13 protein-coding genes are annotated in these 14770 nt (G+C 62.0%); 3 read left to right on the top strand and 10 right to left on the bottom strand.

Annotated elements, in window-relative coordinates; all coding sequences use genetic code 11:
* Positions 1 to 2 precede the first annotated feature (2 nt).
* From ugpE to ACJ8HH_RS17980, 9 genes are all read right to left on the bottom strand, one after another.
* Complete coding sequence (ugpE, locus tag ACJ8HH_RS17940) at positions 3 to 848, bottom strand: sn-glycerol-3-phosphate ABC transporter permease UgpE (RefSeq protein ID WP_019455301.1); 846 nt, start codon at positions 846 to 848, stop codon at positions 3 to 5.
* Positions 845 to 1732 carry a sn-glycerol-3-phosphate ABC transporter permease UgpA gene (ugpA, locus tag ACJ8HH_RS17945; RefSeq protein ID WP_015376293.1) on the bottom strand — a complete coding sequence of 296 codons (888 nt, stop codon included), beginning with the start codon at positions 1730 to 1732 and terminating at the stop codon, positions 845 to 847. The genes ugpE and ugpA overlap by 4 nt, the downstream gene beginning before the upstream one ends.
* 78 nt (positions 1733 to 1810) lie before the next feature.
* Entirely contained in the window at positions 1811 to 3130 is a 1320-nt protein-coding gene (ugpB, locus tag ACJ8HH_RS17950; RefSeq protein WP_033636688.1) for a sn-glycerol-3-phosphate ABC transporter substrate-binding protein UgpB, read from the bottom strand.
* Between the two features lie 188 nt (positions 3131 to 3318).
* A complete protein-coding gene (locus ACJ8HH_RS17955; protein ID WP_060419861.1) occupies positions 3319 to 4506 on the bottom strand; it encodes an aminotransferase-like domain-containing protein in 1188 nt (395 codons plus the stop codon).
* A gap of 44 nt (positions 4507 to 4550) precedes the next feature.
* The gene (livF, locus tag ACJ8HH_RS17960; protein WP_033636687.1) at positions 4551 to 5252 is read right to left on the bottom strand and encodes a high-affinity branched-chain amino acid ABC transporter ATP-binding protein LivF; all 702 of its coding nucleotides are present in this window, start codon (positions 5250 to 5252) and stop codon (positions 4551 to 4553) included.
* A 1-nt stretch (position 5253) separates the two neighbouring features.
* Complete coding sequence (gene livG / locus ACJ8HH_RS17965) at positions 5254 to 6024, bottom strand: high-affinity branched-chain amino acid ABC transporter ATP-binding protein LivG (protein WP_033649659.1); 771 nt, start codon at positions 6022 to 6024, stop codon at positions 5254 to 5256.
* Entirely contained in the window at positions 6021 to 7304 is a 1284-nt protein-coding gene (locus ACJ8HH_RS17970) for a high-affinity branched-chain amino acid ABC transporter permease LivM (protein WP_033636685.1), read from the bottom strand. Before ACJ8HH_RS17970 ends, livG begins: the two co-directional genes overlap by 4 nt.
* Positions 7301 to 8227, bottom strand: coding sequence for a high-affinity branched-chain amino acid ABC transporter permease LivH (gene livH / locus ACJ8HH_RS17975; RefSeq protein WP_015376290.1), 927 nt, complete (start codon positions 8225 to 8227; stop codon positions 7301 to 7303). Before livH ends, ACJ8HH_RS17970 begins: the two co-directional genes overlap by 4 nt.
* Before the next feature lie 117 nt (positions 8228 to 8344).
* Positions 8345 to 9460, bottom strand: a complete 1116-nt coding sequence (locus ACJ8HH_RS17980; protein ID WP_033636684.1) for a branched-chain amino acid ABC transporter substrate-binding protein — start codon at positions 9458 to 9460, stop codon at positions 8345 to 8347.
* Positions 9461 to 9865: 405 nt separating this feature from the next.
* On the opposite strand from ACJ8HH_RS17980, the gene panM reads away from it, so the two are divergent.
* From panM to ACJ8HH_RS17995, 3 genes are read left to right on the top strand one after another with little or no spacing between them, the layout of a single operon-like run.
* Entirely contained in the window at positions 9866 to 10258 is a 393-nt protein-coding gene (gene panM / locus ACJ8HH_RS17985; RefSeq protein ID WP_041037176.1) for an aspartate 1-decarboxylase autocleavage activator PanM, read from the top strand.
* Positions 10255 to 11472 carry a DUF3142 domain-containing protein gene (locus tag ACJ8HH_RS17990; protein WP_060451996.1) on the top strand — a complete coding sequence of 406 codons (1218 nt, stop codon included), beginning with the start codon at positions 10255 to 10257 and terminating at the stop codon, positions 11470 to 11472. The genes panM and ACJ8HH_RS17990 overlap by 4 nt, the downstream gene beginning before the upstream one ends.
* A 43-nt stretch (positions 11473 to 11515) precedes the next feature.
* Positions 11516 to 13537, top strand: a complete 2022-nt coding sequence (locus ACJ8HH_RS17995) for a hypothetical protein (protein WP_154641090.1) — start codon at positions 11516 to 11518, stop codon at positions 13535 to 13537.
* Positions 13538 to 13600: 63 nt separating this feature from the next.
* Here ACJ8HH_RS17995 and rpoH read toward each other — a convergent pair whose 3' ends face one another.
* Entirely contained in the window at positions 13601 to 14458 is an 858-nt protein-coding gene (gene rpoH / locus ACJ8HH_RS18000) for an RNA polymerase sigma factor RpoH (RefSeq protein WP_004934345.1), read from the bottom strand.
* Positions 14459 to 14770 lie beyond the last annotated feature (312 nt).

Here is a 14770-nt window from a genome sequence, read left to right on the forward strand (position 1 = left end):
CGTTATTTCTCGCTATCAACCAGACCGCGCACAAACCAGCGCTGCATCAGAAGCACCACCGCCAGCGGTGGCAATAAAGTCAGAATCATCGCCGCCATCACCTGGTTCCACTGGGTCGGCGCGCCGGAGGTGGAGATCATGCTCTTGATGCCCGCCACCGCGGTGCCCATCGAGGCGTCGCTGGTGATCAGGATCGGCCACAGGTATTGGTTCCAGCCGTAGATAAAGGTGATGACGAACAGCGCCGCCAGATTGGTTTTCGACAGCGGCAGCACGATGTCCCAAAAGAAACGCATCGGCCCGGCGCCGTCGATGCGCGCCGCCTCCAGCAGCTCATCCGGCAGCGTCATGAAGAACTGGCGCAGCAGGAAGGTCGCGGTGGCCGAGGCCATCAGCGGCAGCGTCAGGCCGGTGTAGCTGTCCAGCAGGTTGAGGTTGGAGATCACCTCCACCGTCGGGAAGATACGCACCTCCACCGGCAGCATCAGGGTGAGGAAAATCAGCCAGAAGAACAGGCTGCGCAGCGGGAAGCGGAAGTACACGATGGCGTAAGCCGACAGCACCGACACCGCGATCTTGCCGAAGGTGATCGCCAGCGCCATGATCACGCTGTTCAGCAGCAGCAGCGAGAACGGCACCTTGAGGTTGCCCACGCCGCCCTGCCAGATATTGCGGATGTTTTCCCACAGGTGGCCGCCGGGCACCAGCGTCATCGGCACCTGAAACACCTGCTTGTCGTCCAGCGTGGCGGCGACAAAGGCCACGTACAGCGGGAACAGCACCACCAGCACGCCGATAATCAGCATCACATGGCTGAAGATATCCAGCCCGCGTCGATTCTCAATCATTGATAGCGCACCTTACGTTCAACGAAGCGGAACTGGATCACCGTCAGGCCGATCACCAGCAGCATCAGGATCACCGACTGCGCGGCAGAGCTGGAGAGATCCAATCCGGCGAAGCCTTCGCGGTAGATCTTGTAGATCAACGTGGTGGTGGACTGCACCGGCCCGCCGCCGGTGGCGGCGTCGATCACCGGGAAGGTATCGAAGAAGGCGTACACCAGATTGACCACCAGCAGGAAGAAGCTCACCGGCGCGATCAGCGGCAGCACCAGATGGAAGAAACGCCGCACCGGGCCGGCGCCGTCGATGGCCGCCGCCTCCACCAGCGAGCGCGGGATCGACTGCAGCGCCGCGAGGAAAAACAGGAAGTTATAGCTTATCTGCTGCCATACCGAGGCCAGCACCACCAGGAACATCGCCTGGCCGCTGTTTTGCGCATGGTTCCAGTTATAGCCCAGCCCGTTGAGGAAATGGGTGATCAATCCCAGGCCGGGGTTGAACAGAAAGATCCACAGCACCGCCGCCACCGCCGGCGCCACCGCATAGGGCAGGATCATCAGCGTGCGATAGAGCCGGCTGCCGCGCAGCACGTAGTCCACCAGCGCGGCGAAGAACAGCGAAACCGCCAGCCCGATGCCCGCCACCAGGAAGCTGAAGATCAGCGTGGTGTAGAACGAGTCGAGGTAGTAAGGATCCTGAAACAGCTGCTTAAAGTTATCCAGCCCAACAAACTGGCTGGACAGGCCGAACGGATCGAGGCTCTGCACCGAATACCACAGCGCCTCGCCGGCGGGCCATAAAAAGAAGACGGCGGTAATCAGCAGCTGCGGCAGCACCAACGCATAGGGCAACCAGCTGCAGCCGAAACCGGGACGGGAAGATGACATAGCAGTTAAACCATTAATCGGGTACGGAAGGATCGGCGTGAAGACGCGAGCCCGATCGGACGGGCCCGCGACGCAGGGTTACTTGGTCGATGCTTCGAAACGGCGCAGCAGCACGTCACCGCGCTGCACGGCGGCGTCCAACGCCTGCTGAGGCGTTTTCTTGCCGGTCCATACGCCTTCCAGCTCCTCATCCACCACGCTGCGGATCTGCGGCATGTTGCCGAGGCGCAGGCCCTTGGTGAACGGCAACGGCGGCTTGTTCAGCATCTGGCGAGTGGCGACGTCGGCGCCCGGGTTCTTGTCGTAGAAGCCCTGCTGCTTGGTCAGATCGTAAGCCGCGGTGGTGATCGGCAGATAACCGGTCTTCTGGTGCCATTCGGCGGCGATTTCTGGCTGCGCCAGGTACTGCAGGAACTCGGCCACGCCCTTGTAGGTGGCGGCGTCTTTACCGTTCATCACCCACAGGCTGGCCCCGCCGATGATGGCGTTCTGCGGCGCGTTTTTCGCGTCGGCGTCGTACGGCATCATGCCGACGCCGTAGTTGAATTTGGCGTAGTGCTTGATGTCCGCCAGCGAACCGGATGACGCGGTGGTGATGGCGCAGTCGCCGTTATAAAACTTCTCGGTGGATTCGTCTTTGCGGCCGAAGTAGGTGAAATCACCCTTCTTGTTCATCGCTTCGAGCAGCGCGATATGCTTGACCTGCAGCGGCTTGTTGAACTCCAGCTTGGCGTTGGTGCCGCCGAAACCGTTGTTTTCGCTGGCGAACGGCACGCCGTGCCAGGCGCTGAAGTTCTCCAGCTGGATCCAGCCCTGCCAACCGCTGGCGTAGCCGCACTTCATGCCGGCCTCACGCAGTTTGGCGGTATCCGCCGCCAGCTCCTGCCAGGTTTTCGGCGGCTGATCCGGGTTCAGGCCGGCCTTCTTGAAGGCGTCTTTATTGTAGTACAGCACCGGCGTAGAGCTGTTGAACGGCTGCGACAGCAGATGGCCGCTCTTGTTGTCGGTGTAATAGCCGGCTACCGTCGGCACGAACACCGACTCGTCGAAGTTGATGCCGGCCTCTTTAAACACTTCATAGACCGGTTTGATGGCCTTGCTGGCCATCATGGTGGCGGTGCCCACCTCGTAAACCTGCAGGATCGCCGGCGCCTTGCCGGAGCGGTAAGCGGCGATGCCCGCCGCCAGGCTCTGTTCGTAGTTGCCTTTGTAAACCGGCACAATCTTGACGTCGCTGTGCGACTGGTTGAAGCGATCCGCCAGGGAGTCCACTTCCTTACCCAGTTCGCCTTCCATCGAATGCCAGAACGGGATCTCGGTCGCCGCCAGCGCCTGAGTGCTGACCGCCAGGGTCAATGCGACGCACAGCGTGGTTTTGCGAATAGCGTAGGTGAGCATGCCTAACTCCTGAAAAAAGCTGGTGTAAAAGCGCGTGAGCGAAAAGAATCAGTTTTTTGTTCGGAAGCTAACATGCCATGCGCGGATGACAGAAAAATAACTAAAAAGTGACAGCCATGTGACAGGAGAGTGAAGTGAAGATGGCAGTTTGATGTCGGCGGCGGGCATGCGCTCCGCCGCCGCGGGGATTACAGCGAACGGCGCAGGCGCGCCACCGCTTCCTGCATTTGTTGCTCGGTGGCGGTGGCGAACGACAGGCGGAAGGTCGAACGATCCGAGTTGTCGGAGAAGAAGTATTCCCCCGGCACGAACACCACGCCCTGCTGCAACGTGGTATTCAGCCATTCGGTGGCGTTGAACGGCTGGCGGAAACGCGCCCACAGGAACATGCCGCCCTTCGGCTTATCGAAGGTGATGTAGTCGCCCAGCTCCTGCTCCACCAATCCGGCCAGAATCTCGCCCTTCTGTTTGTAGGCGGCGCGGATCTTGTCGATCTGCGCCGGTAGGCGATCCAGGCCGAGGTAGCATTCGACGATGCTCTGCGACAGCGCGCTGGCGTGCAGATCCGCCGCCTGCTTGATGATCGCCACTTTATGCAGCAGGAACGGCGGCAGGATCGCCCAGCCCAACCGCAGACCCGGCGCCAGGATCTTGGAGAAGGTCGAGGTATAAATGATGTGGTCGGTGTTGCCCAGCACCCGCTGCGACACCTGATGCAGCGTCGGGTGGCGCTCTTCGGTGAAACGCAGCTCGCCGTACGGATCGTCTTCGATGATCAGGAAGTTATGTTCAGCGGCCAGTTTCACCAGCAGTTCGCGGCGCGCGGCGCTCAGGGTGATGCCGCTGGGATTGCCGAAATTCGGCACCACGTACACGCCCTTGATGCGCTGGGTTTTCAGCAGCTCGGCCAGCTCTTCCACCACCATACCGTCGCTGTCTGACGAGACCGACATGATGTTGGCTTCCGCCAGCTCCAGCGTTTGCAGCGCCGCCAGGTAGGTCGGGCGCTCCACCACGAACACGTCGCCGGGGTTGACGATGGCGCGCATCACCAAATCCAATGCCTGCTGCGAGCCGGCGGTGACCATCACCTCTTCCGCGCGCGCGGTGACGCCGCGCTCGGCGCACAGCGCGCAAATGCGCTCACGCAGCAGCGGGCTGCCCTCGGTCAGGCCATACTGGAACGCGCTTTTCGGCTGTTCGGTGATCGCCTGCTGGGTGGCGATGCTCAATCCTTCGAAATCGAACAGCGCATCAGAGGGGATGCCGCCCGCCAGCGAAATGACGTGTTCCATCTTGCTGTGTTTAAGCAATTCACGGATGGCCGAACTTTTTACGTTAACGATGCGCTGCGCGAGTAACCCTTCTGTCTTCATTTCTTCTTCTCGTACCTGATTATTTTAATTCGTAGGGGGGCGGATTAACCGCCCAGATACGCCGACCTCACTGCTTCGTTGGCTAACAATGCAGCCCCCGTATCTTCCAACACCACGCGGCCGTTTTCCAGCACATAACCGCGGTCCGCCAATTTCAGCGCCTGATTGGCGTTTTGCTCCACCAGGAAGATGGTCATGCCCTCTTCCCGCAGCTGCTGAATGATGTCGAAGATCTGCTGGATGATGATCGGCGCCAGCCCGAGCGAGGGCTCGTCGAGCAGCAGCAGCTTCGGCTGGCTCATCAGCGCGCGGCCGATGGCCAACATCTGCTGTTCGCCGCCGGACATGGTGCCGGCGCGCTGGTTTCGGCGCTCCAGCAGGCGCGGGAACAGAGTGAACACCCGTTCGATGCGCTGTTGATACTGCCGGCGATCGGCGAAGAAGCCGCCCATCGCCAGGTTTTCTTCCACCGTCATGCGCGAGAAGACGCGCCGCCCTTCCGGCACGATCGCCACCGCTTCGCGCATGATGCGCGAGGTTTGCCACTGGGTGATGTCCTGATCCTGAAAGACGATGCTGCCTTCGCTGGCGCGCGGTTCGCCGCACAGGGTGCCGAGCAGCGTGGTTTTACCGGCGCCGTTGGCGCCGATTAACGTCACGATTTCGCCCTGGCTTATCGTGAGGCTGACCTGATGCAGCGCCTGAATTTTGCCGTAATGGGCGGATACCTGATTGAATGACAACATATTATTCTTCGCCCAAATAAGCCCGGATCACGTCCGGGTTGCTGCGGATCTCCGCCGGTGTGCCCTGCGCCAGCGGCGTGCCCTGATTCACCACGTAAATGCGGTCGGAAATGCCCATCACCAGCTTCATGTCGTGCTCGATCAGCAGCACCGATACCTTATGCCGATCGCGCAGCTCGACGATCAGGTGATCCAGTTCGTCGGTCTCTTTCGGGTTGAGGCCGGCGGCCGGTTCGTCCAGCATCAGCAGCTCCGGCCGGGTCACCATGCAGCGGGCGATCTCCAGCCGCCGCTGCTGCCCATAGGCCAGGTTGCCCGCCGAACGGTTGGCCATCTCCAGCAGGCCGACGCGCTCCAGCCACTCCGCCGCGTGCGTCAGCGCGTCGGCTTCGGCGCGGCGGAAGGCCGGGGTTTTCAACAGCCCGGCAAACACGCCGCTTTTCAGGTGCTGATGCTGCGCCACCAGCAGGTTCTCGATCACCGTCATTTCACGGAACAGCCGCACGTGCTGGAAGGTGCGCACCACGCCCATGCGGGCGATGGCCTGCCCCGCCAGCCCTTCCAGGTGGCGATCGCGCAATTTGATGGTGCCGCCGGTCGGGCGGTAAAAACCGGTCAGGCAGTTGAACACCGTGGTCTTACCGGCGCCGTTGGGGCCGATCAGCGACACGATTTCGCCTTCGTTCAGCGTCAACGCCACGTTGTTGACCGCCAGCAGCCCGCCGAAACGCATCGACAGGCCCTCCACCTGCAGCAAAGGTTGAACGCTCATGCCTGCTCCCCCTTGCCCGCGTGAATGTCCGCCGCCTGCAGCTTCAGCTGCGGCCGTTTCATCGGCAGCAGCCCCTGCGGCCGCCAAATCATCATCAACACCATCAGCGCACCCAGCAGCAACATGCTGTATTCATTCAGATCGCGCATCAGTTCGCGCGACACCACCAGCAGGATCGCCGCCAGAATGACCGCGAACTGCGAGCCCATGCCCCCCAGTACGACGATCGCCAACACGAAGGCCGATTCGACGAAGGTGAAAGATTCCGGGCTGACGAAGCCTTGGCGCGCGGCGAACAGCGTGCCGGCAAACCCGGCGAAAGCGGCGCTGATGGTAAAGGCGGTCAGCTTGATGCGCGTCGGGCTGAGGCCCAGCGAGCGGCAGGCGATCTCGTCTTCGCGCAGCGCTTCCCAGGCGCGCCCGAGCGGCATGCGCAGCAGGCGGTTGATGACGAACAGCGTCAGCACCACCAGCAGCAGCGCCACCAGATACAGGAATATGATGCGATCGCTCGGATCGTATTTCAGGCCGAAGAAGTTATGGAAGGTATCCCAACCGCCGTCGCGCACGCTGCGGTTGAACTCCAGGCCGAAAAAGGTCGGTTTCGGGATCTGGCTGATGCCGTTCGGCCCGCCGGTGATCTCGGTATTGTTCAGTAGCAGGATGCGCACGATCTCACCGAAGCCGAGCGTCACGATCGCCAGATAGTCGCCGCGCAGCCGCAGCACCGGGAAACCGAGCAGGAAGCCGAAGGCGGCGGTGACGATGCCCGCCAGCGGCAGGCTCTCCCAGAAGCCGAGGCCGTAATAGTGATTCAGCAGCGCGTAGGTGTAAGCGCCGATGGCGTAGAAACCACCGTAGCCGAGCACCAGCAAGCCGGACAAGCCCACCACCACGTTGAGGCCGAGGCCCAGCATCACGTAGATCAGCGTCAGGGTGGCGATATCCACCGTGCCGCGCGATACCAGGAACGGCCAGGCGACCGCCGCGACGATGAGCAGAGCCGCCAGCAGCTTTTGCCGCGGCGTGGTGCCGTCGAAGCTCGGCAGCACGAACGCCGGGCCGGAGACTTTTTTCAATCCCTGCTGCAGCAGCGGGCGCAACAGCTGGAAGAAAAAGACGATGACGCAGCCGATGCCGATCCACATCCAGCGCACTTCCGCCGCGCCGTGCACCACCAGCTTGGTGCCGTCCAGGCTAAGCTGCATGCCCATCAGGAACGACGCCATCACGAACAGCACCGCCGTGGCGATCAGCGCATTGAGCAGATTGAGTTTCATACTTTCTCAACCTCCGGACGCCCGAGGATGCCGGTCGGCATGATCAGCAGCACCACGATCAGCAACGCGAACGACACCACGTCTTTGTATTCGGTGCTGAGATAGGCGGAGGTCAGCGCTTCCGCCACGCCCAGCACCAGGCCGCCGATCATCGCGCCGGGAATGCTGCCGATGCCGCCCAGAACCGCGGCGGTGAAGGCTTTCATGCCGGCCATAAAGCCGATGTAGGGGTTGATGACGCCGTAGAACTGGCCGAGCAACACCCCGGCCACCGCCGCCATCACCGCCCCGATGACGAAGGTCAGCGAGATCACCCGGTCAGTGTTGATGCCCAGCAGGCTGGCCATCTTCAGGTCTTCCGCACAGGCGCGGCAGGCGCGGCCCATGCGCGAATAGCGGATAAACAGCGTCAGCGCCAGCATCGCCAGGAAGGTCACGAGCCAGATGGTCAGCTGCATGGTGCTGATGGTGGCGGCGAAGCCATTGCTTTCCCCCAGCACCCACTGGCCGGTCACCAGGCTGGGCAGCGCCAGATCGCGTGAGCCCTGCGTCAGGCTGACGTAGTTTTGCAGGAATATCGACATGCCGATGGCCGAGATCAGCGCAATCAGGCGCTTGGAGTTGCGCACCGGCTTGTAGGCCACCCGCTCGATGCTCCAGCCGTAGGCGCTGGCGATGACGATCGAGACCAGAAACGCGGCGCCGATCAGCAACCAGCCGACGTCGATGCCGAGCATCATCAGGGCGGCGATCACGATAAAGGAGACATAGCTGCCGATCATGTACACCTCGCCGTGGGCGAAGTTGATCATGCCGATGATGCCGTAAACCATGGTGTAACCGATGGCGATCAATGCATAGGTGCTGCCCAACGTTAAGCCGTTGAACATCTGCTGCAGAAAATAGAGGAGTTGCTCTGACATACTCTGAACCCTTGGCTGCGAAACCCGCCGGCGGAGAACCGGCGGGTAAAGGGAGACGGGGCCGGCAAGCCGACCCGCCGGGCGCAGCGAGCCGCGCCCCACCCTAATCATTATGGCTTATTTGATCGGTGTGGACGTGCCGTTGGCATGCCACTCGAACACGCCGAACTCGAAGCCTTTCAGATCGCCCTTGTCATCCCAGCTCAGCGGCCCCATCACGGTCTCCACCGGCTTGCCGGTTTTCAGATCCTTGACGATGTCCGCCGGCTCCTGGCTGCCGCTGCGCTCCATGCCGGTGGTCAGCGACTGCAGCGCGGCATAGGTGGTCCAGACGAACGGGCCGGTCGGATCCAGCTTCTTGGCTTTCAACGCATCGACGATCGGCTGGTTGGCAGGCACCTGATCGTAGCGCTTCGGCAGCGTCACCAGCATGCCTTCCGAAGCGGCCCCGGCGATGTTGGACAGCGAGGAGTTGCCCACGCCTTCCGGCCCCATGAAGCGGGTGGTCAACCCAGCCTGCTTGGCCTGACGCAGGATCTGGCCCATTTCCGGGTAGTAACCGCCGAAATACACGAAGTCGATATTCTCTTTCTTCAGGCGCGCCACCAGGGTGGAGAAGTCTTTGTCGCCGGCGGTGATGCCTTCAAACATCGCCACTTCGGTGCCCTGTTTTTTCAGGCTGTCGCGCACCGAGCGCGCCAGGCCTTCGCCATATTGCTGCTTGTCGTGCACCACGGCGATGCGCTTCGGCTTGATGTCGCTGAGGATGTATTTGGCGGCGGTCGGGCCCTGATCCGAGTCCAGGCCGGTGGTGCGCATGATCATCTTGTAGCCGCGGGTGGTCAGATCGGCGTTGGTGGCCGCCGGGGTAATCATGATCACGCCTTCGTCTTCATAAATATCGGACGCCGGCTGGGTGGACGAGGAGCACAGGTGGCCGATCACGTAGCGAATGCCGTCGTTGATCACCTTGTTGGCGACCGCAACCGCCTGTTTCGGGTCGCAGGCGTCGTCGTATTCCACGCCGACCAGCTTGTCGCCCTTGATGCCGCCCTTGGCGTTGATGTCGGCAATCGCCTGGCGCGCGCCGGTAAACTCCATGTCGCCATACTGCGCGACCGGACCGGACATCGCCCCGACGATCGCCACCTTGATGTCTTTCGCCATGGCCGCCTGGCTCATGGCCATCGCAATACAACCCGCCAGCAGTGCCTTACCTGTTGTTAATTTCATCCGCAAATCCCCATCTGTCGTTGTGAACGTACCTGTTGTGTTTGCCTGCACCGGATCGTTATTGACCGCTTTTGTTATAAGTAATAATGATTTAGGCGCTTTGTCGGCATTATTTTCTAATAAGACTTTATTTTTCATGCCATTAAACAGGAATTTTCTTCTGCAAATCAACTTCATCAGGCAGAAACAAGCGGTGTAAACAGGATAAAATTCGAATTAAATCTGCGCTCTTTACCTTGAGGCGTAGTGCGTTGTGCTGGTTAACAATCCGTTTACTAACTATTTACTCGGAAAATGCCCCGTGCAAAAAACATATTGCACAGTAATCGTACAGAAAAACTTACACAACGCTCTGCACAAGATCTATTACACTGTCGGCATCATTTAGCTGCGCGGAAATTCTGCATGAAACTGACCATCGAGCGCCTGACCGCGCTGTCCCCGCAAGACCTTATCGACCTCGGCAAAATTTGGCCGCACCAGCAGCCGGAACAGTGGCAGAGCTGGCTGAGCGACGGCAAGGCGCTGTTCGCCGCCCGCTTCAACGAGCGGCTGCTGGGGGCGGTGAAAATCGCGCTGCAGAACGACCGCGCCGAGCTGCAGGACCTGCTGGTACGCGAAGTGACGCGCCGCCGCGGCGTCGGTCTTTACCTGGTGCAGGATGCGCAGCGTCAGCTGCCGCAGATCGCCCACTGGCAGCTGTCGACCGCCGGCCTGGCGCCGCGCGAACGCGGGGAAGTCGATAACTTCATGCGCGCCTGCGGCTTCGCACCGCAGGGCGAACTCTGGCAAAAATGAAACGCCGGCTGGCGGCGCTGGTCTTGATTGCGCTGGGGCTGGCGGCCGCGCTCCTCGGGCGCCAGCAGGCGCTGCGCCTGGCCTCAGGCTGGGATCAGCAGGTTTATATCTGGCAGCGGGTCTGGACGCCGCAGCACGCCGATGCGCTGGCGCACAGCCGCGATCTGTTCAGTGGGCTGCGCGTGCTGGCGCTGCAGGTACATCCGCGCGAGGGCTGGCGGGAGATCCCGGCCGATCTCAACCTGCTGCGGCAGGACGGCCGCCCGCTCTGGCTGGTGGCGCGCCTCGACGGCCAGCTGCCGCAGCTGGACCAAGAGGCCATTATCCAGCGCCTGCTGGCGCTCACCCAACGCTGGCAGGCGGCCGGGCTGCCCGTCACCGGCGTCGAGATCGATCATGACGCCGCCACCGCCCGCCTGCCGGACTACCAACGCTTTCTGCAGCAGCTGCGCCAACGGCTGCCCGCCGCTTTGCAGCTCGGCATCACCGCCCTGCCGGCCTGGATCGGCTCGCCCGACCTGCCCGGCGTACTGCAACAGGCCGACAGCTCCGTCCTGCAGGTACATGCGGTGCTCTCGCCGCAGCAGGGGCTGTTTGACGGCTCCTTGGCGCTGCGCTGGGTGCGGCAGTACGCCTCCGTCACACCGAAGCCGTTTCGCGTCGCGCTGCCGGCCTACGGCATGGCGCTGCTGGGGTTTGATGCGCAGGGCGCGCAGGTGGAGAGCGAGTCCTCGCTGCGCGTGGCGGGCAACGGCCGCGAGCTGACGGTCGCGCCGCAGCAGATCGCCGATTTTCTGCAGACGCTGGCGCAGCAAACGCCGCCCCGGCTGCGCGGCATTATCTGGTTCCGCTTGCCGCTGGCGGACGATCGGCGCGCCTGGTCGCTCGCCACGCTGCGAGCGGTGATCGAACGGCAGCCGCTGAACGTCGACTGGCAGATAAAATTTAGGCCTCAGCCACAGCAAAACGGGCTGTATGATCTGATAATTCATAACAACGGGCCGGTGGACGCCCCGCTGCCGCAAGAGGTGGCCATCCGCGCCGACGACTGCCTGGCGGCGGACGCGGTCGGCAACTACCGGCTGGAATCCGCACCGCAGCGGCAACGCTTTATTCGCATCAGCGGCGATCAGCTCCGCGCCGGGCAATCCCGGCCGTTGGGCTGGCTGCGCTGCCAACAACTGACGCCAGGAGGCACCCTTGTCACACCTTGATACGCGCGCGGCACGGAACACCCGCCGCCTTCTTCCGCTGGCCATGCTGATCGGCGCCGCGCTGGCGCTGCCGCTGAGCGGCTATGCCTGCGGCCCGGATTTCCCTAACCGGCTGCTGATCGACCGCAACGGCACCCTGCTGTATATGCCGGAGGGCAATTTCGCCTTCGAAGCCGGCCGGCTGGTGCCGGCGGATAAACAGCTGCCGCGCTGGCAAGCCCCGCCGCCGCCGATGCCGCCGAAACCGATGCCGCAATCGCCGGAAACGGTGGCGATCGGCAAAATGCGCGCCGCCAAAACGGTGGAAGAGGCTGACGCCGTCAATACGCAGGGGTTGTCCAACGCTGCACGCTTTTATCAACTGGGCGCCGTCGCTTTCGCCAGCCATGATCCGCGCGCCACAGACTATTTCCAGCAGGTGCTGAAGCTCCCGGCCGCCGAACAGGGCGACTGGGGGCTGCGGGCGCAGTATTCGCTTGGGCGGGTGTTGATGGCTGACCACGGTACGCCGGTGAATGAATCGGGTGAAGCGGCCCCCGCCGCCGAGCATCCGCCTAAAGCCGAACTTGAACAGGCGCTGGCGGCGTTCCAGCAGGTAATCGATCGGGTGAAAAGCGGCACCGCCGATCCCGACCAGCTGGCGCTGAGCAGCCTCGGGCAGCAGGCGCGCATCCACCTGTGGCTGGGTGACGTCGCCCCCGCTGCCCACCTGTACGCACAGCAGGCGGCGCAGGGCGATCCGAGCGGCGGGCAGTCGCTGCAGTACGTCTCCAGCTACCTGGTCAATCCCGACCATCTGGAAACGCTGAAGCAGGTGATCGGCGATCCGTTGATCCAGCAGCTGGTGACCATTGAGCTGTTCGCCCGCAGCGGCAATCTGCAAATGGCGGATACCGACGGCAACGGCCGCTCTGCCCAGATCATCAGCCAGATCCTGACGCTGCTGGACGGCACGGTGAAAAGCGGCTTCGCCGGCAGCGATCGGCTGGCGGCATTGGCCTACCGTTCCGGGCAGTACCCGATGGCGGCGAGCCTGCTGAAAAACGCCGGCGACAGCGGCCTGGCGTGGTGGCTGCGCGCCAAAATGGCGCTGCGCGACGGCGACGTGAAAGCCGCCACCGCCGCCTACGCCAAGGCGGCAAGCGCGTTCCCCGCCGACGAAAGCTGGGGCGAACAGCGCAACGCCGACTTCGTCGCGGAAACCATCGTCCCCGAGTGCCGGGTGGCCGGCGAACAGGCTATTCTGGCGCTGAACCGCGGCGACTATCTGCAGGCGATGGACCTGCTGTATCGCGGCAAGGCGATCTACTGGGCCGACGTGGCCGACGTGGCGGAGCGCGTGCTGACCGTCGATGAGTTGAAAGGCTTTGTCGATAAGCACGCCCCGGCGCCGACGACGCCGCTCAAGCCGGTTAACCCGGACGACTACGGTGGTGGCCAGCAAATCACGCCGGAAGTGCAGCTGCGCGAACTGCTGGCGCGGCGCTTGATGCGCGCCGGGCGGGCCGCGGAAGCCCAGGCCTATTTCGATATCCCTAACTACCGGCAAGCGGCGCAGCAGTACGCCGATGAGCTGAAGGCCGCCAAGGACAAATCCGCCGCGCCGCTGGCGCGCGCGCAGGCTTACTATCGTGCGGCCAACCTGCTGCGCGCCCAGGGGCTGGAGTTTACCGGCTATGAGATGACGCCGGACTACGCCATCTATGGCGCCGGTTATTCCTATCTGGGGGATGCGTTCGATACTCGCGAGCTGAAGCATAAAAGCTGGATCGACAGCGCAGAAGCGGCGCGCGCCAAGGCGGCGCTGCCGGCGCAGGACAACCGTTTCCTGCACTATCGCTGGCAGGCAGTGGGGCTGGCGCAACAGGCGGCCGATCTGCTGCCGCCGAAAAGCCAGGCCTATGCCGCCGTGCTGTGTAACGCCGCCAGCTGGGTTATCAAGCGCGACGCCAAGACCGGCCGGGCGCTTTATCAACGCTACATTAACACCGGCACTCGCTACCCGTGGGCGGCGAAATTCGGCTACGACTGCCCGGCGCCGGACTTTACCGCCGTGGCGCCATAACGCCGAATTTCAGGCATGAAAAAGCCCGGCTTGCCGGGCTTTTTTTTCGAATATCGCATCGACTCAGGCTTCGATCGCCATTTTCAATTTCTTCATGGCGTTCTTTTCCAGCTGGCGCACGCGTTCGGCGGAAACGCCGTACTGATCGGCCAGCTCCTGCAGCGTCGACTTGTTGTCGTCGTCGAGCCAGCGGGCGCGGATGATATGCTGGCTGCGCTCGTCCAGACCTTCCAGCGCATAGGCCAGTTTGTCTGCGGCGTTGCTTTCCCAGTTATCTTCCTCAATGCCTTCAGCGAAGTCTGAGCTCTTGTCCTGCAGGTACAGCACCGGCGCCATCGACTGGCCATCGCGGGCCTCGTCGTCCGGAGTCGGATCGAACGTCATGTCCTGCGCCGCCATGCGAGACTCCATCTCGCGCACGTCTTTGCTGGTTACGCCCAGCTCGCGGGCCACCAGTTCCACTTCGTCCTGGTTGAACCAGCCCAAACGCTGTTTGGTTTTGCGCAGGTTAAAGAACAGCTTGCGCTGCGCTTTGGTGGTCGCCACTTTCACGATGCGCCAGTTGCGCAATACGTACTCGTGGATTTCCGCCTTAATCCAATGCACCGCAAAGGAAACCAGACGCACGCCGACTTCAGGGTTGAAGCGGCGAACGGCTTTCATCAGGCCGATATTGCCTTCCTGAATCAGATCCGCCTGTGGCAGACCATAGCCTGAATAGTTGCGGGCAATATGAGCGACAAAGCGCAGGTGAGACAGGATGAGCTGCTTAGCGGCATCCAGATCGCCCTGATAATGCAGCCGTTCAGCCAGCTCCCGCTCTTCCTCTGCCGTCAGCATCGGATAGGCGTTGGCTGCCCGGATATAGGCTTCCAAGCTACCTTGGGGTACTAAGGCTAAAGTTTGCATTTCTTTGGTCATTCAAACCCTCTCTATGAGAATACAAAATCATGCAGGTGATTATTACAGCGGGGAAATGATTGATTCTACGGCAGTTGCTGAAGCAAAAGCGGTTCCACACGCCGGGCACCTTAACATTTGCTGCAATTTTTGACCGTACTCCGCCCTAAAAGTTCACCCTTTTTTGCAAGCATTGTTGCTGACAATACGTGACGAGAGTGCAGGCCGATAGGGAATTTGTGCGCTAAGAAGAGAGGTGTTGTGCTGACTTCGCTTGAGGTCACTCTTCTCCCGCAACGCGATCAAAAGCAGCAGGAGAAGAGTATACCAAAA

Source organism: Serratia sp. CY32780 (assembly GCF_052169135.1).
GTDB classification, from domain to species: Bacteria; Pseudomonadota; Gammaproteobacteria; order Enterobacterales; family Enterobacteriaceae; genus Serratia; species Serratia sarumanii.